The sequence below is a fragment of the Fibrobacter sp. UWH6 genome (assembly GCF_900142465.1).
Taxonomy (GTDB): Bacteria; Fibrobacterota; Fibrobacteria; order Fibrobacterales; family Fibrobacteraceae; genus Fibrobacter.
The window spans coordinates 86,846-104,318 of sequence record NZ_FRAX01000002.1; the positions used below are offsets into that span (position 1 = coordinate 86,846).

Annotated in this window: 16 protein-coding genes; 7 read left to right on the forward strand and 9 right to left on the reverse strand. The window is 42.9% G+C overall.

The annotated features are described in order from the left end of the window. The first annotated feature begins 40 nt into the window (after positions 1–40). The 4 genes from BUB73_RS02295 to BUB73_RS02310 are packed head-to-tail and all read left to right on the forward strand — an operon-like array spanning position 41 to position 4,655. Positions 41–454, forward strand: coding sequence for a GtrA family protein (locus tag BUB73_RS02295; protein WP_073233382.1), 414 nt, complete (start codon positions 41–43; stop codon positions 452–454). Position 455: 1 nt separating this feature from the next. Further along, on the forward strand, positions 456–1,997 hold the full coding sequence (locus tag BUB73_RS02300) for an NAD(P)/FAD-dependent oxidoreductase (RefSeq protein WP_073283285.1): 1,542 nt from the start codon (positions 456–458) through the stop codon (positions 1,995–1,997). Continuing rightward, complete coding sequence (locus tag BUB73_RS02305) at positions 1,994–3,757, forward strand: ArnT family glycosyltransferase (protein ID WP_073283288.1); 1,764 nt, start codon at positions 1,994–1,996, stop codon at positions 3,755–3,757. Before BUB73_RS02300 ends, BUB73_RS02305 begins: the two co-directional genes overlap by 4 nt. Further along, the gene (locus BUB73_RS02310) at positions 3,750–4,655 is read left to right on the forward strand and encodes a LysR family transcriptional regulator (RefSeq protein ID WP_217650908.1); all 906 of its coding nucleotides are present in this window, start codon (positions 3,750–3,752) and stop codon (positions 4,653–4,655) included. Before BUB73_RS02305 ends, BUB73_RS02310 begins: the two co-directional genes overlap by 8 nt. Before the next feature lie 15 nt (positions 4,656–4,670). On the opposite strand, the gene BUB73_RS02315 is transcribed toward BUB73_RS02310, so the two are convergent. From BUB73_RS02315 to BUB73_RS02325, 3 genes are all read right to left on the reverse strand, one after another. Continuing rightward, complete coding sequence (locus BUB73_RS02315) at positions 4,671–5,141, reverse strand: flavodoxin family protein (RefSeq protein ID WP_073283293.1); 471 nt, start codon at positions 5,139–5,141, stop codon at positions 4,671–4,673. A 15-nt stretch (positions 5,142–5,156) separates the two neighbouring features. Then, positions 5,157–6,104, reverse strand: coding sequence for an aldo/keto reductase (locus BUB73_RS02320; protein ID WP_254794995.1), 948 nt, complete (start codon positions 6,102–6,104; stop codon positions 5,157–5,159). A 103-nt stretch (positions 6,105–6,207) separates the two neighbouring features. After that, positions 6,208–7,239: an alpha/beta hydrolase gene (locus BUB73_RS02325; RefSeq protein WP_073283602.1), complete on the reverse strand. Its 1,032-nt coding sequence runs from the start codon at positions 7,237–7,239 to the stop codon at positions 6,208–6,210. Between the two features lie 428 nt (positions 7,240–7,667). Between BUB73_RS02325 and BUB73_RS02330 the strand changes: the two genes are divergently transcribed. Genes BUB73_RS02330 through BUB73_RS17870 form a run of 3 tightly spaced genes read left to right on the forward strand, consistent with a single transcriptional unit; the run spans position 7,668 to position 9,151 of the window. Continuing rightward, positions 7,668–8,021 carry a cyclophilin-like fold protein gene (locus BUB73_RS02330; protein WP_170932321.1) on the forward strand — a complete coding sequence of 118 codons (354 nt, stop codon included), beginning with the start codon at positions 7,668–7,670 and terminating at the stop codon, positions 8,019–8,021. Between the two features lie 30 nt (positions 8,022–8,051). Beyond that, a complete protein-coding gene (locus BUB73_RS02335) occupies positions 8,052–8,588 on the forward strand; it encodes a flavodoxin family protein (protein ID WP_073283298.1) in 537 nt (178 codons plus the stop codon). Next, complete coding sequence (locus BUB73_RS17870) at positions 8,588–9,151, forward strand: sugar O-acetyltransferase (RefSeq protein ID WP_073283301.1); 564 nt, start codon at positions 8,588–8,590, stop codon at positions 9,149–9,151. The genes BUB73_RS02335 and BUB73_RS17870 overlap by 1 nt, the downstream gene beginning before the upstream one ends. Before the next feature lie 231 nt (positions 9,152–9,382). Here BUB73_RS17870 and BUB73_RS02345 read toward each other — a convergent pair whose 3' ends face one another. The 6 genes from BUB73_RS02345 to BUB73_RS17915 all read right to left on the reverse strand — a co-directional run bounded on the left by BUB73_RS02345 (position 9,383) and on the right by BUB73_RS17915 (position 17,453). Continuing rightward, the gene (locus tag BUB73_RS02345) at positions 9,383–10,132 is read right to left on the reverse strand and encodes a DUF3800 domain-containing protein (RefSeq protein ID WP_073283304.1); all 750 of its coding nucleotides are present in this window, start codon (positions 10,130–10,132) and stop codon (positions 9,383–9,385) included. A gap of 116 nt (positions 10,133–10,248) precedes the next feature. Beyond that, positions 10,249–11,469 carry a Wadjet anti-phage system protein JetD domain-containing protein gene (locus tag BUB73_RS02350; RefSeq protein ID WP_073283307.1) on the reverse strand — a complete coding sequence of 407 codons (1,221 nt, stop codon included), beginning with the start codon at positions 11,467–11,469 and terminating at the stop codon, positions 10,249–10,251. Next, the gene (locus BUB73_RS02355) at positions 11,466–14,705 is read right to left on the reverse strand and encodes an SbcC/MukB-like Walker B domain-containing protein (RefSeq protein ID WP_073283310.1); all 3,240 of its coding nucleotides are present in this window, start codon (positions 14,703–14,705) and stop codon (positions 11,466–11,468) included. Before BUB73_RS02355 ends, BUB73_RS02350 begins: the two co-directional genes overlap by 4 nt. Before the next feature lie 2 nt (positions 14,706–14,707). Further along, positions 14,708–15,361, reverse strand: a complete 654-nt coding sequence (locus BUB73_RS02360) for a DUF4194 domain-containing protein (protein ID WP_073161575.1) — start codon at positions 15,359–15,361, stop codon at positions 14,708–14,710. Continuing rightward, on the reverse strand, positions 15,348–16,751 hold the full coding sequence (locus BUB73_RS02365) for a Wadjet anti-phage system protein JetA family protein (protein WP_073283313.1): 1,404 nt from the start codon (positions 16,749–16,751) through the stop codon (positions 15,348–15,350). Before BUB73_RS02365 ends, BUB73_RS02360 begins: the two co-directional genes overlap by 14 nt. 150 nt (positions 16,752–16,901) lie before the next feature. Then, on the reverse strand, positions 16,902–17,453 hold the full coding sequence (locus tag BUB73_RS17915) for an amidohydrolase family protein (protein ID WP_349292376.1): 552 nt from the start codon (positions 17,451–17,453) through the stop codon (positions 16,902–16,904). Positions 17,454–17,473: the final 20 nt, after the last annotated feature.

Sequence of the window (17,473 nt, forward strand, 5' to 3'; positions counted from 1 at the left end):
GTTCAAGTCTTCTCTGCTGTAAAAACTAAACGATAACATTATGGTTGAAATAAAAGGAGTGCTAGCGCAACTAGCACGTTACTTACTAGTGGGTGGATTTGCCTTTCTAGTGGATTTTGGGCTATTCGCTTTTTGCCTGTATGTTCTAGGGTGGCATTATCTGCTTGCGAATTTCATCGGATTGGTTGCTGGTCTGGTACTCAACTATGCCCTTAGCGTCAGGTGGGTTTTCTCGGATTGCAAACGCAGGCTTGAAATGCGCAAGTCTGCAGAGTTTGCCGTATTCGCCGTGATTGGTTTTGCAGGTGTTGCGCTTAACGAACTGTTGATGGTTTTCCTGGTTGACTCGCTCCATGGGCAGGAAATGATTTCCAAGATGATTGCCGCGGCAGTTGTTTTGATGTGGAACTTCGGAGCGCGAAAGCTGACCTTGTTCCGAGAAAAAAAGGATTGACATGACCACTGAAAATGAATCCCCCAAAATTGCTGTCATCGCAGGTGCCGGGCCAGCAGGCTTGACGGCCGCATTGGAATTACTTCGCACCACAAATGTAAAGCCTGTAATCTTCGAAGCAGAAAATGCAATTGGCGGAATCTCCCGGACAGTTTGCTACAAAGGCAACAGGATGGATATTGGAGGCCATCGATTCTTCAGCAAGAGCGATGCCGTTATGGACTGGTGGCTGAACATTCTTCCCCTGGAATCCAAGGACGGACCCCATCCAGAAAAAGACGATTTGGTCATGCTTTGCCGTAGTCGGCTGAGTCGCATATTGTTCCTGCGGAAACTTTTCGACTACCCCGTAACCTTGAACGGAAATACCATTCGCGGTCTTGGATTTTGGCGAATGATGAAAATTGGTCTGAGCTATCTTAAGGTGCAGTTGCTTCCTGCCCGTTCCGAAAAGAGTCTAGAAGATTTTATGATCAACCGTTTCGGCGTTGAACTTTATAGAACCTTTTTTAGGGACTACACCAAAAAGCTCTGGGGTGTTCCCTGCAATAAAATCAGCCCGGAATGGGGCGGCCAGCGAATTAAAGGACTTTCCATTACAAAGACTGTGGTTCATGCGGTAAAGCAAATTTTCAAAAGTAATAGACACGCCATTGATAGGGATAGCGCAGATAAATTCCGTCAGAAAAATACCGAAACAAGTTTAATCGGCCAGTTCCTATATCCAAAACTTGGGCCAGGCCAGCTTTGGGAAACCGTCGCCCAGAAAATCCTTGACATGGGCGGCGAAATTGTGATGAACGCAAAGGTTGTGGGAGTAAATCGGATTGAGAACCGCGTGGTAAGTGTCGCCGTTGACAACAGTCAAGGAGTCGAGACAATTCCATGCGACTATTTCCTAAGCTCCATGCCCGTGAAGGAACTGGTGACCGCCATGGATCAGCCCAAGACTTCCGTTCCCGCCGAAGTAAAGCGGGTTGCGGAAGGACTCGTCTATCGTGATTTTATGACCGTCGGTCTGCTGCTGGATAAACTTGAAATAGGAAACATAAAGGACAACTGGATTTATGTTCAGGAAAGCGATGTAAAGCTGGGTCGCATTCAGGTGTTCAACAACTGGAGTCCATATCTGGTTAGTGATCCGTCCAAGGTCTGGATTGGCCTGGAATACTTCGTTAACGAAGGCGACGAAATGTGGACAATGTCCGATGCCGACTTCATCCGGTTTGCCATTACAGAACTGGACAGGATTCATGTGGCAAAGCCGGAGTCAGTTCGCGATTCCGTTGTATTCCGCGTCAAGAAGGCTTATCCGGCCTACTTCGGAACCTATGGCGAATTCCATAAGATTCGCGAATATCTGGACAACATCGAAAACCTGTTCCTGATGGGCCGTAACGGCATGCACAAATACAACAACATGGATCACAGTATGCTGACCGCCATGGAAACCGTAAAGTGTATTCGCGAAGGCTCCGTTGACAAATCGGATCTTTGGGATGTCAATACCGAAGAAGAATATCACGAAGGCAAAAAGAAATGAAAAATGTGCTTAAGAAAATTCTTGAAAATTTTGAATTTCGTTGCATCGTCGGCATTCTTGCGTGTTTCGCATTTTTGCAATACGGGCAAATCCGTGTAGAGAATGTGATTCTTCACCAAGGAGAAAACGACGAAAAGACATCGCTGCCGATTTCCAGAAAAATGATGCAGGGCGAAAATTTTCGCGTTAGCTTTGTTATCTCAAATCCGCTAAATCTTCACTATGACCTGAATATCATCCCCGATGATTGCGCAGAATCGCTAACGATTAACAGCGCAGACATTCCTCTGTCGGATTATTCTGGCAGATGCAATTACAGCAAGGGATTTGTGCTGGCAGATTCTGTTACCGCGCCCCACCGCGTTGGCCCTAGAACGACTTATGAACTTTCCCTGAAAAATGGTGGCGGACCCGGAGGAATCAATGTTTTTCCTAAGGGGACAGGCTTTACGGACGCCCTGGAAATCGTGATTGCAATCCTTGCGGGATTAGCTCTTGCATCCTTATGCAAACGCCGCAAGTGGCATTCATTTTTACTTCTTTGCGTCGTGTTCGGAGTATTCCTGCGATTTGCCATGTTCAGCGCCCTGCCCTACACTCAATTTGCAAATGATGTAGAAGGTCATTTGGCGTACATTCAGTATATTGCGGATAACCTTGCGATTCCTGCAGCGGATGAATGCTGGACCTGTTACCATCCACCAGTTTATTACACGGTGGCGGTACCTTCGCTTATTGCAAGTAGCCTGCTAGGATTTGCATCAAGTGCAGGCGTTCAGCTATTTAGTTTGGCGCTTTCAATTCTCGTATTGATTTGTGGTCTTGCCCTATTAAAAAAACTTGTGGATGGCAAAAGCCTGATTGTTGCCGCAGCCCTTTGGACGGTGTGGCCAACCTTACTTTTAGTCGCTCCAAGAATCGGGAACGATCAGATGTTCATTGCACTGCATGTTCTTTGTCTGCTTTCAGGCTTCAATTACATTAGGTATAGGAAAGGTTCGTCCCTTGTTTTCGCCGTGGTTTGCGCAGCTCTTGCAATCTGGACAAAATCCACAGGCTTTATCTCTTTGGCTCTTGTAATACTGATGGCTGTTGCAGGCTATCTCAAAAATCGTTCGCCAAAAAAAATTACACCAACCAAACCAGAAATCACAAGCTGGATTTTATTATTTCTAATCTTTGTTGGATTGGCCTTCGAAAAAATAATGGGCGAAGGAGGCCTAGTTTCCAACGCAAACAGTCTGCACTCGGGCTTGAAAGTCGGGAACGAAGCCGGAAACTATCTTTATTTTGATCTGAAGTCTTTCCTAACGGAACCTTATACCAGCGCATGGGCCAACGGTCTGGGCAGAGAATACTTTCTCAATTACGCCCTCAAATCTTCCCTGTTTGGAGAATTCAAACTTGTGGAAACCGCATTGGGTAAGACCTTGGCATCCTTCATTAGCGTGTCATTCCTGGGCTTGATCGTATTTGCGATTCGCGGCTGGTGGAATACAAAACTAGATGTTTACCATTGGATTCTTTTTATTCAGGGAATCCTGTTCTTTGCAGCATTGAGTTTCCTGCGTTACAAATATCCCTACGCCTGCAGCAACGATTTCCGCTACATCATGCCTGCGTTGTTGAGCTTTGTTCCCTATGTTGGATTGGGCATATACCAAAAAGAATTTTCCCTCAAGTGGAAAATTCTTGGTATCGCAACAGTACTTGTTTTTGTGGTATGTTCTGTGCTGCTGATGGGTTGTGTATTTGGATAGTAAAATTATATTTCACTCCATGGAACTTCGAACCCTCAAATACTTCTTAGCCGTCGCCCAGGAAGAAAGCATTTCCAAGGCGGCAAGCGACGTGCTGTTCGTTACCCAGCCAACACTTTCCCGCCAAATGCAAGAACTGGAAGAAGAGCTGGGCGTAAAGCTGTTTGCGCGTTCCAACAAGAAGACCATCCTTACCGAAGACGGCATTTTCTTCCGCAAGAGAGCCGAAGAAATCGTGGCCCTTGCAGAACGCACCGCAAACGAATTCAAGGTCGCAAGCCAACAGGAACTTACCGGCGACATTTTCGTGGGCGGTGGCGAAACCGACGGCATGCGAGTCATCGCAAAAGTCTTCAAGAAATTTAACGAAAAACATCCCCAAGTCCGTCTGAACCTTTTCAGCGGAAACGCCGCTGACGTTACCGAAAAACTGGACCAGGGCTTACTGGATTTCGGCATTCTCATCGAACCTGTAAACAAGCAGAAGTACGATTATCTCGCCCTGCAAAGCAAAGACACCTGGGGGCTCCTCGTCCGCAGAGATTCGGAACTAGCGGATCGCAAATTTATAAGGCCCGCAGACCTAACAAAAATTCCGCTGATTGTTTCTAGGCAATCCTTTAGGAGCAACGAATTTTCCGGCTGGCTGGGCCGCATTCCCCTGAATGTCATCGCCACTTACAACTTGCTCTTTAACGCATCCCTCATGGTAAAGGAAGGCGTGGGCTGTGCCCTTGGCCTAGACAAAATCATCAACACCTCTGAAGATAGCGAGCTGAAGTTCATCCCCCTGCACCCCGCCCGAGAAGTGGGTCTGGTGGCCGTCTATAAAAAGAACGCCGCCTTCAGTAAGCCGGCAGCGCTCTTCCTGGAAATGCTCAAGCAGGAACTGGAATAAATTCCAGTAGTTCTGTTATTTCAATAATTTTATTTTCTTTAGGAATGCTTCAACATCTGCTGTTTTCCCATGCTGCTGATCCAAGCCCTCTAAATGTTTTGCCTTGGGCGTCAACTCCACGATTTGATCCAGCGTCGTTTTCGCTTGCGTCGTCCACCAAGTGCAAAATGAAACAACCGTTTTCCCTTTGAATTCCCTGGAATGATTTTTCAGCCAGCGAATCATAGGCGTCGCCACAGAATCATTCCATACAGGTGTCCCAATAAAAAGAACATCGTAATTGGAGGGGGATACGGACGCAGCACCTGTTGAATCCAAAGCAAAAATTTCGCCGTCAACCTTTTCCGAAATTCTCTGTGCCAGTTTTTCTGTAGTTCCTGTTTGACTGTAATAGATGACCAGAGTTTTTGAGTTGGCGTTGCCTGAATTTGGGGCTGCACAAATTGCGACGCAAGCAAGCAAAAGAAAAATCAGTACTTTTTTCATAATCACCTCGAAAAATTACCAGTTTTCAAAACGGCGTCCCGTATCCATTTCACCAATCTTTTTCATTTCTTCAGTAGTCAATTCAAAGTCAAAGATATTGAAATCTTCTTTCAAGTATTTGAGAGAATCAATTCCCGGAATGGTGATGTAGCCAGCCTGAATATGCCAGCGCAAATCCACCTGAGCAGCGGTCTTTCCGTGAGCCTTTGCAATTTCTTTCAGCGTCGAATTGCCAAGAATTTTCTGGGTATTTCCGCGACCGCCCAATGGATAGTAGGACTCCACGACGGTACCATACTTGGCCACATATTTCTGGAATTCCGTATTCTGGTACAACGGATGATTTTCATTTTGAACAACAGCAGGTTTGATTTTCGCACCTGCGGTCACACGCTCAAATTCTTCCGCCGTATAGTAATTGGAAATTCCGATGGATCGAATTTTCCCTGCGGCAACGCCTTTTTCCAAAGCCTTGTAAACGCCATCGTCATTTGGCCCTGACTGATGAACAAGCATCAAGTCAATGTACCCCAAACCCAATGTTTCATTGGATTCGTCAATACCCTTTTCTGGATTACGGTAATAGCCAGGCATCACCTTGGTAGTCACGAAAACATCTTCGCGCTTTACAAGGCCATCCTTAATGGCACGGCGAACACCTTCACCTACACCCTTCTCGTTGCCGTAATATTCCGCCGTATCAAAAAGGCGATAGCCCATCTTGATTGCTTCATAAACAGCATCCGATGCAAAAGAATTGCTCATGGTCCAGGTTCCAAGACCAAGAACCGGCATTGAGTAGCCACTATTCAACTTGATTGTATTTGCAACGGTCACAGATTCACCTCCGCTGACCTGAGTTTCATTTTCCGCAGTTTTGGCAGCAACACTTTCGCTGGAGCAGCCCAGCAAAAACGCTACCGATACAGCTAGAAAACTTGAAAGAAAATTTTTCATATTCATAATTTAACACCTAGAGTTGACTCAATGTCAAATCATTTTTTATAAAAAAAGAAGGCAGCGAACCACCTTCTTTTCAAATGCATTTCGCAGCGGTTCAGGCCAATTACTTCAAATTAGCCTTGAAGAATTCGTCAAGCTTTGCGAAAGGAATCTTTTCCATGTTGTCGTAAAGATCCACGTGAGATGCGCCAGGAATTACCAAAAGTTCCTTGTTGGAAGGATTCGGGTTTGCCTTGATGCCTGCAGCGGGATTGCCTTCCACCATGTACTTGTAAGCATCCTTGCCGAAGTAGAAGGAATGAGCCTTGTCGCCGTGCATCACGAGAACAGCGGAACGGATTTCGTTGGTGTAACGGAGGAAGCGGGCGTTGGCATAAGCCTGGGTACCTGTTGCGTTCCAACCGTCGTTGGAATTGCCGGAACGCTTATGGTAACCACGAGGAGTCTTGTAGTAAGCGTAGTAATCCTTCACGAAATAGGGCGCATCATCCGGAAGCGGGTCCACAACGCCACCGGCACGCAGGTAGGAACCTGCGGCGCGATCCTTTACGCGCTGGGCTGCGAGAGCCTTGCGGCCTTCGTAACGGGCTTCTTCATTGTCTGCAGAATCGAAGTAACCGTTGCCGCCCACGCGAGTCATGTCGTATATGGTGCTTGCCACAGTTGCCTTGATGCGGGTGTCCGCGGCAGCAGCGTTCAGGGCGATGCCACCCCAACCGCAAATACCGATAATGCCGATGCGTTCAGCATCCACATTTTCCCGAGCGCCGAGAAAATCTACAGCGGCCATGAAGTCTTCGGTGTTAATGTCCGGAGAAGCCACGCGGCGGGGCATGCCGCTGCTTTCGCCAGTAAAGCTGGGGTCAAATGCGATGGTCAAGTAACCCTTTTCTGCCATGGTCTGTGCGTAAAGACCGCTGGACTGTTCCTTCACGGCGCCAAAGGGACCGGAAACTGCGATGGCCGGAAACTTACCATTTACAGCAAGGCTTGCATCCTTCGGGATGTACATATCGGCAGCCAAGGTGATGCCGAAGTTATTGGTGAAGGTCACCTTCTTATGATCCACCTTTTCGCTCTTGGGGAAAACCTTGTCCCATTCTTGAGTCAGTTCCAATTTTTCGTTCTGTGCCATAGCGGTCTCGTTTGCGGAGTAGTTGATAGTTGCGTTTGCAGCCTTTGCAGTCTGAGTTGCGTCGCTCTTGTCGCAGCAGGCGGTGAAAGCGGTTGCCACAGAGATTACTGCAGCAGCGGTAACAATTTTACCTAAGGAAGATTTCTTGAAATTCATATTCAATCCTATGAAGATGTTTTTGCAAGATACAATTTAGAACCCAAAAACACAATAAGCAAATACTTAATTTTTATGCTTTGCTATGCTTTTTAGGCATAACTGTATATAAAATCAAAGTATTTGCTATTTCAACGAAACAACGCTATATTTGTGACATGAAAAATTTGTTGAATTTTCTTTTTGCAGGCTTATTACTTCTGCCTTTGTACGCCTGCGCCGATTCCGGGTCAAACGCGGAACAAGGTTCAAACGAGGTTTCGGTTGTCGAAATGAACAAAATCAAAATCACCATCGGCTCTCAAGAATTCATTGCCACCCTAGCAGACAACGCCACCGCGCAAAGTTTCAAGGAAAAACTTCCCCTGACACTTTCCATGACGGAACTTCACGGCAACGAATACTACGTCTACCTGGATTCCGGTTTCAAGACCACAAGTTACGCCCCCGGCACCATCAAGAAAGGCGACATCAAGGTTTATGGTTCCGACTGCCTCGTCTTTTTCTACGAGACCTTCAGCAATCCAGGCTACAGCTACAGCGACATCGGGTCCTTCGAAAATCCAGACAGCTTAAAGGACGCCCTAAAAGCTGGCGCCAAGAAAATCACAATCCAAAGTTTTTAATTCACGCAGCATTTTCATGGAGACACGCAAATGAAAAAAGTTCTTGTTATTTCTTCTAGCCTCCGCAAGGGAAGCAACTCCGACATTCTAGCCAAGGAATTTGCCAAGGGCGCAAAGGACTCCGGCAACGAAGTGGAATACATTTCCCTGCAGGGCAAGAATATCGCATTCTGTCGCGGTTGCCTCGCCTGCCAAAAGAAGGGCAAGTACGTCATCAAGGACGACGCCAACGAAATCACCGAAAAAATGAAGAACGCCGAAGTCATCGCCTTCGCAACGCCCATCTATTACTACGAAATGTGCGGCCAGCTGAAGACCATGCTGGACCGCGCTAATTCCCTTTACATTAGCGAATACAAGTTCCGCGAAATCTACCTGCTAGCCACCGCCGCCGAAAATGAAAAGACCACCCCGAAGAACGCCATAAACGGAATCAAGGGCTGGATCGCCTGTTTCAACAACGTCAAGCTGAAGGGAACCGTTTTCGCCAGCGCCTCCGAGCCCAAGGAAGCCGCAAGCAACAAGGCCGCTCTCGCCGAAGCCTACAAGAAGGGATCTAAGGTCTAATGACTCTGGAAGAATTCAAGAAGGCCATGGCATCCGGCGCGCGAATCATCGCCGGAAGTGAAACCCATTTGCTCATGCACGAAATGTCCCAGCGGGCCTTGAAAATCACTGCGGAAATCAACACAGGCTATCACGAGCCTGCCGAAATCCGCAAACTATTTTCGGAACTGATTGGCGAAACCGTTGACGAAACTTTTGGGCTGTTCCCGCCCTTCAATACGGACTGCGGCAGAAACATCAAAATCGGCAAACGGGTATTCATTAACGCAGGCTGCAAATTTCAGGATCAAGGTGGCATCACCATCGACGACGGCGCCCTCATCGGCCACAACGTGGTGCTGGCCACGCTGAATCACGCTCCCGAACCGGAACACCGCGGAGATATGTACCCCAAGCCCATCCACATCGGTAAAAACGTGTGGATCGGTTCCAACGCCACCATTCTCCCGGGCGTAACCATCGGTGACGGAGCCATTGTTGCGGCAGGAGCCGTAGTAAACAAAAACGTCGCCCCCAACACGGTGGTAGGCGGCGTTCCTGCGAAGGTGATTAAGGAAGTGTAGTACTTGAAATCAAGAACATCGTGGAGAATCTGGCTAGCTCAGCGGCGAAACCGATCGCATTTTGCGACCAGTTCGTCGAATTCATTCTTGTTCAGCCGAATCATGAATTCTTCGGGGTTGACTTTTAACTAAAATTTTGTTAGATTACAGTTATTGGGTCCTAATAAGGTGAAAGCGGGCTTCATGCCATGCGTTTCGAAAGAAACCTAGCCTTATACAAGGGTCCATTTTTTATTTTACCATGGGATTCTTAGAAGAATAATACTTGAAATCAAGAATGTCGTGGACAATCTTGATTTTATCTTTCAAGTAATTATAGAATCGATATTCTTTTTTTTCATAAACACGCTGAATGGTCCAAAGAACATAGTCGGATGCCTGCAGCAAAGGTATTTCTGACGCTTGCTGAATAAAAATCCTTATTGAATTTTTGTTCTCGTAATGCCATTTGCTGCTGAAAGCGTCAATTGCAGAATCAATGGCACTTTGCATAGTGTCCTTGCGAACAACATTTCCCAATGAAGAAAAATAACAGTCAATTTCAGAATATAGGTGCAAACGATTTTCAAGCAGATTTTTAACCGCGTACTTGTAAATTTCTGTATTCTTGAATTCAAAACGCTTTCTGAAGAATTCCTCCCTTTTTTGGAGGACTACACAATAATAGGTGAAATCCAGATTTTTAAGCAAACGGAAAACCCTATCGCGAACTTCAGGGCAATCCTTTGCCGCATGAAAAGCGACTTTTGTTTTTTCCATAGAAGGAATTTCCCGTAAAAGTTCATCTTCACAAATTTCTTTATGCAAAGCGTTTAAAGACTTGGTTAGTCCCTTAGGATTCTTTGTTTCTAGGTAACCTACCATAAAAACCTTGCTTGCAACTCCACTTTCAACAAGGTTCACCCCATGATGACCCAGAATATTTGGATCCCCGGCCTCATCAAAATAATAATAGGCTTTCGCATTCTCAGTTTCTTTCATATCGCAGAAATATACCTATTTTATTTGTTTCAAGCAAGACGGTCAAGGCTTTGCTAGTTTCAGCTAGAACAATCGCTAATACAAATAAAGTAATATCCTTTAGCAATTTTCCATTGTTACTTTTCATTCCAACTGATGATTTCTTGTTCCAACTTTACATTGTTATCCAACATATACTGAACTGTTTCAACATACTTTCCGGATTTAATCAGGCCGTCCGCTTTAACTGTATCGTTCTCTACAAGCGTCTTACAATACCTTTCGTATTTCTTGAGCTGTTCAACGCCCATACAGAATGGTTGAAAGTCAATACCTGTTTTGTACTTAAGATTTTCTAATATCAAAAGTCCATCGGGATCTATATCACCAAAGTGGTAGAATTCCAATGTTTCATTTTGATTTTTAATTAGCTGAATAAATTTTCGTTTTGCAGTATTATGGTAGCCACTCAAATACACGAAGAAAGAATTATCATGTTGGACACGATTGAACGACGTTAAATTTTCAACCGTCATCAACTTTTTTTCAAAAATTTCAATCTTTGTTATTGAGTTCAGAATCGTAGACGGCAACGCAAGCGGTCTATCTCGTAAAACGCTTACAATATCCCCATTATCAAAGATAATCTTCGCATTACCTTTAAAATGCACATATGAAGGATTTGGATAGACGTTCAATTCTTCCAGGATTTTCTTTTCAAATTCTTTGATTTCCGATTCCTGAGAGGCTAGTTCATCAAAGCATCCGCTCTCTCGTAATATCTTGCATACTTGTGATCTATAAGACTTTTCCCACACTTTCGAATCATGAGCAACTTCTATGGAAAGCTCGCGTTCAAGAATTTCTTGCTGGTTATTTAAGATATAATCAAGGAACGCTACAATAATCTTTACTGATTCAAGTGGGTATAATTCTTTCTTACCTTGATAGATTCGTTCAATTTGAACATCGCAAAAGTTTTTTATAACAGCATGTTTGTCAAGGCATGATGTGTAAAAATCTAAGGATTCCTGTAAAAGAATCTTTTTCTCCTTTACACCAAGAATATTTCTGAGTTGATTCCAGACATTTTCTTCGTCAATAGCAATGATCTTGGCAATATGATTATCTTTATAAACGATATCTATCAAGCCAGACTGCTGAAGCCCCGCAACCTCTTGCTCAAAGTTCCTAACTTCATCAAGATCAGCAAAATCATCTTCATATTTCTCAAAGATCTTAGATGGTTCTACAGCAAAAGACTGACGAACAGAATTCTCACCTTTATAGCTTTTACTGTTCTCATATTTTTTTAAAAGCTTATCAAGAATAAGTTTTTGTCGCTTGTTTAAATTCATACCGCAGACTTCCTGATACCTTCTTCTGCATAGGTGTATTTACCATCAGAATACAAAGCCACCGTATTATCAATATGGCTACCGATACTGTCTATTTTTTCTGGAGGTGCAGCATAGAATACTTGGAAATGATTTTCCTCCAGGAATTTCACCATCTGCTCAATACGTTCCTTTGACAGGGCGGAGAAAGCTTCATCAATGAACGCTACACGAGCACAATTTTTTTCCTTGGGATAGAACTGCATCAAGCTGGCGGCAAGAATAATGAAGTACGGAGTTTGCTTTTCGCCACCACTTGCAGAGCCTTGCTTCTGAGAAAGATCCATCTCTTCACCATTTTTACGACGAATGCTCATGTCATAAACAAAATAGTTTCTATAGTCAGAATATTCCATTTCATCAGAACCTTGTTGTAGAATATCGTCTAGGAATTTCTGCACATCTGCGTTAAACTTATCCTGAGAAACCTTCATCGGATTGAAAAAATCCTGATTGATATAGCTTTCAAGATTATTACAAATATCAAAGAAAATTTTTCGGTCTGGTCTTTCTTCCATTTTGAATTGATAAAAATCAATACCAAAAGGAATCTTCTTCAGTTCCTTATTGATAATATCAATTTCCTCTCTAGCTTTTTCGATATTTTCCTTTAATTCTGCAATAAAATCATGGAGGAACGCATTGCGGAGCTTTGTGGAAGCGTCTTCAAGTTTATTTTTCGCCTCATCAAGTTTTGCATTGGCAATATCACGATACTCTTCTCGATAGAACCAGATGTAAGCAACACCACGTTCGTTCAAATCCTTTCCAGCAAGTTTATTGTATTCAAGTTGAATGTTTTCAAGAGTTTTTTCTTTATCATTCAAATCAGATACTGCATTTTTCACCGTCTTCTCAGCAATGACTAAAAAATTGTTTTGCTGTTTCCTCATCTGATCATACTGGTTAAGCATTTCCTGTTCTAGTTCGAGATTTTCTTGTACAAGCTTTTGATAGTCAGCCGTCTTCATGTCTATGCTTTGAATCAAATTTCGAATTGCCAGAGCATTGTTATTTTGGGAAGACTCGTTCTTTCCCAAATCTCTTTCTAAACGCGACCTTTCACGATCGAATTCATCGACTTTCTTCTCTGCCATTTCAATTTCTTGCATAGCGCGTAGCATTTCTGGGCTATTCTTAAGAATTTCGATTTCATTTACAATCTGTCCAAGTCTACCATTCAATAGCCTTATTTTTTCTACAGCCTCGAAATCATATTCATCGGGATCCCACTCAATGTTACCACACAAGCGTAGCAAATCGCTTAATTCGTTGATTTGCTCAGTAAGATTACGCAACTTTGCAAAGTGCTGTTCCCTTTCACTCTCTCTTTTTTTCAAAAGTATTTCAACAGCTTTTTCGCCTAAACAAGGATCAACATCATTAATTTTCATCATAGATGCTGCATAACTCTTTGCTAGCATGCCGTCTTTCATTAATCCACCCTTTGGGTAATCATGAAGTTCTTCGATGGTATGGCAAAGATGAATTCCATTCAGCAAATAATTGGCGTACTTTCGAGCCGCTTTATTCTTGATTTCAAGAATTTCTGCAGCAGAATCTTTTTCAATGTCACTATCCGGAATTTTATCAGACAAAACCACATTTGCATTTGTGAGTTTTTTTTCTTTAAGGATTCTCAGAGCGACATCGCAATATTCGTCATCAACAATCAAGAAATAACGTTTACGGCCAAGGAACGTTTCAATAGCCAAGCGCCAGCTTTCATCCTTGATTTCCTCCACTAATTCGGCAAAAAAGCGAACTTCAGACTTTATGGAGCGGCTGTTAAATTCTTCCTGGATAGAGCATTTTGCATTTTCAGCATCTTTTGGGAAAATAACTTTCTTAGCCTGCAAATCCTTGATATTCCGTTCAATCTCAGCAAGAGTTTTCTTACACTCATCTCTTCTATCTTCTAAACGAACCTTATTTGCAGTATACTCTTCACTAACAGTTTGAATTTGATTTCCTAATTCAATAAATTGAGTCTGCTTTTCAGAAGCATCAATTCCATCTTCCGCTAGATTCTTAAGTATTTCTTGAGATTCTTTAGAAACCGAAATGTCATTTTCAATTTGAGGAAGCAATTGTGTAATGGCAACCTGAAGATTTTTTAGAGCCGCAATAGAGGTTTCACATTCCTTAATCTTTTCTTTGCACTTCTTCAACTCTTCATTTTTATCATCCAGTGAATCACTAAGCGTTCTATTGGAATCCTTAACTTTAGTAAGATTTTCGCGAGCGGTTTCTAATTCAGTTTCAACAGTTTTCTTCTGTGACTCCAATTGTCCCTGTTCAAGTACAAACGTCTTCGACAGAAGCTCGCGCTTTTCCAAATCCTGTTTATCTTTCTGAAGATACTGATAGCTATACATCATCTTACGAATCTTCATATATTTCAGTTGTTTTTCGTAAGAAGATGTTGCTACTTCTATTCTCTCCAAAAGTTCTTTACGCTTCTGGTTATTCTCCAACACCTGAAGTGCTTCAGAATAGTGGTTTTTCTGCTCCCTCAAAGACTGCAAAGAGTTAACGTCGTTCTGAACGAGTACAGAGTCCTTCACAAACTTTTCAACATTCTTTTCTGGCTTGAAAGCCATCATCTTTAAGATTTTTTCGACATACTTCTTAAAGTCTCCATCACTTATTCGAAGGCCTAAAGCTCTTGCAATTGCAGGTTTGGCCTTTTCTCGGCCAAGCATCTCCGAAGCCTTTACAGGAATTCCCTTTCTAGTAAGATTCTTTCCGCTAGCAATGCTTAACCTTCCATTTTCAACAGATCTAAAGTTAAAATCCTCAATCTTTGCATTTTGGAAGATAAACCATTTTGATTCCGCAGAATCCTGTGCAGATCGGGATTCAATATTCACCCCAACGACAAAATCGCCTTCTGTAGGAGAATTGAATTCCATGACAATATAACTGACAACGGCATCTTTTCTAAGATATCGATCAGAGCCATTTGTCTTTCGGTCGCCATGGATATAAGCATTTACCGTTCGTTCCTTGTCGTCAGCAGCACGATTAAACTGCGTATTAGCGAATAGCAAATAAGACATTGCATCAAGAATTGTAGTCTTTCCTGTGCCATTAACACCCGTAAATAGGGTTGAACTACCTAATTCAATGCAAACATTCTGAAAACAAGACCAGTTTAATAGAAGAAGTTTCTTTGCGGTTTTACGGAATTCCATGATTATTCCTCCTCCCCTTCTGCATCAAAGTTATCTTCTACAACATCTTCGTTTTGAGGACCGGCATTCAACATTTTTTCGCGAACACCAGCGACAAATGTGGCGAATTCAGATTCATCTAAAGCGAATTGAATCGACGGATAAAGAACAATCACACGTTCATTATCCGCAGCATTCCAATTGACAAAAATCAAATTATATCTTGCAAAAAGTTGCAACGCTGTTTTAAGATTGCTCTTAATATCAAAAGCACCCTTAAACTCAAACTTCTCCAATTCCGCATTCAGTTCTGGGAAAGTCGTCGTAATTTGCTTGGAAAGTGATCCTGATTGAATCTTGTCCATATACAAGGTCCACAAACAGCAAAGAATGATGCTCTGGAATTTATTGAATTTTTGCTTTGAAACAACAACATCGGAGCTGTCATTTTGGAGCATCACAACCCCATTATCCTTCACAATAATATCAAAGCCAATCAAGTTAAGATAATCCGAGAATAGTCCTTCATTCGATTTAACAAAGAAGAACATCTTGCGGTTATCTTCATCCATATCGCGGACAATGAAGGTTTCTTTCAAAAGACGGCGGCAACATTTTTTGAACAATAATTGTTCCGAGGAAGTAAGGTCATCCCACATTTCATTAATTGTTGACATTTTTCTTTGCCCTCCAATGTCGAACCTTAAATTCTTCTGATTCAATAAAATCTTCGTCGGTTTCTACCAAATAACCATTATCGCGAGCGTAAGTCACAGCTGCCATAGACGCAAGAACATCTTTTTTCTCATTCAATCGAAGATTAGAACTGTCAATCTTTCCATTAATTGATTGGTTTTCTAGGAATTTCGCCATTAATTCCTTGGAATACGGATTATGCGATTCCTTCTGCAATTGAATTTTTTGACGTTCACGCTCTTCTACACTCATTTCGACAAGGTCAGTCTCAATATTCGATTGAGCACTTTGGTTTTTATGCGGATAGTGCAGCGATGATCTGTCTATAAATTCATAATCATGAATATGGAAGAGATACTGAATTTCATCATCTATCTTGTTCAGTTTGTCGTCTTCTAGATTCTGGACCAAATATCGAACCGTTTCTTCAACATTTCCACGGTTATCCCGGCCTTTATTTCGAAGAATTCGTTCACGAGCAACGGCAATCTTGATATACGCATTAATCTGATCCTTAATGCGTTTCATAATCTTGTTATAATCGTCATGGAGAAAACGTCTGGTGCTATCAAGCATCCTTAAAACTTTTTCTTCAGCAAAGGCTCTTGTGCAACCGTCTTCATCCATGACACTTTGGGTAAGAGATCCAAAATAACCAAGACCTTTAAATTCTTCTAACCGTCTGGATATTTTCTCACGATAGAGATGGATATTTTGTTGCTGAACAAGACGAGAATATTCCTTAATAAAGTCCCCATCGCAATATTTGATAATATTTTCAGTCAAACTGACCAGGGTTCCTTCACGGAGCATTCCCTCAATAATCTTTTTGATGGAGGTGGCGAGTTTCTTCAGAGCCGAAGACAGTTTGCGAGCTTCATCATACACCGGGGTCAAAATCAATTTATAAGGATTTTGTTCGCCTTGAGCCCAATGTTCCAAAGTATTATAAATCGTATAGATGGAGACTGAAAATTCAGAGCGAACAGGATTCTTTAGATTTTCAATAAATTGAGCCAAGGCAAGACCGTTATCCGTCATCACAATGGTCTTTTCCAATGAAGAATCATCCGTCTCTTCTTCTAGCCAACCAGCATCCACAAAACGCCGAATAATAAAATTAGCGTTGCCATTCCAATCAGATTCTACAGGAGACACTGAAGAATCATCTTCCTGGATCTCAATGTGGTTTTCTAGTAAGAATGCGGCAATCGTATCACGGACGATATCACGCACGATTCTATACGAAATTTCATCTTCAAAAAGACCATATATTTTCAGTAAAAGTTCTGAATATACAGCCCTGTTGGGGTTGCGACGACCAAGAATTGTGAAGAAATCAGCTGGAATTATGTCAAAAACACTGTGCACAACCTAAATATAACCCATTTTAGCTGTCACTTTGTGTCAAATCGGAATATTCCTTCGCTTTTATGACTTTTATGTATAACGAAAAACATCCGAAGATGTTGTTCGGATTTAAAGAGAAGAAACCGAACCAGAATATCAAATAAAAATCAATTACTTCTCAAACAGGTTCTGCGCATTTTTGTACAGGACCTGTTCTACATTTTGAGGAACAATTTCTTGCAGGTTTTTCTTTAGAATAGACAAGTTCTTTATCAGAACCGGTTCTGCGACGTAGGGATAATCCGTTCCATAAAGTAGATGGTCGGGGGTGGTAATTGTCAAAAGTTCACGAATGGTTTCTGGAGTTGCAGCCCCTGCCAAATCGTAGTAGAAAGCTTCCAAATTCTTGGCAATATCAACGCCTTTCAAATACCCGACGTTATTCATGACGGGCATCAGGCTTTGCATGCGAGGCACGGCCAGCGGCAAGAAAGAACCGCAGTGGGGCACCACGATTTTCAACTTCGGGAACCGAACCGTAATGTTGTGGCCCACCATATTCAACACCGCCCGAGAGGTTTCCGCCAGATATTCGTAGGAAGCCAGCGGCACAACAGAAGTCAATTCCTTATTTACGGCAGAAGGCTTGTGAGGGTGGGAAATGATAACCGCCCCACGTTCATTCAGCACCTTCATAAGTGGGTCAAGCGCGGGATCTCCCAAATAAAGCCCGCGGCTATTAG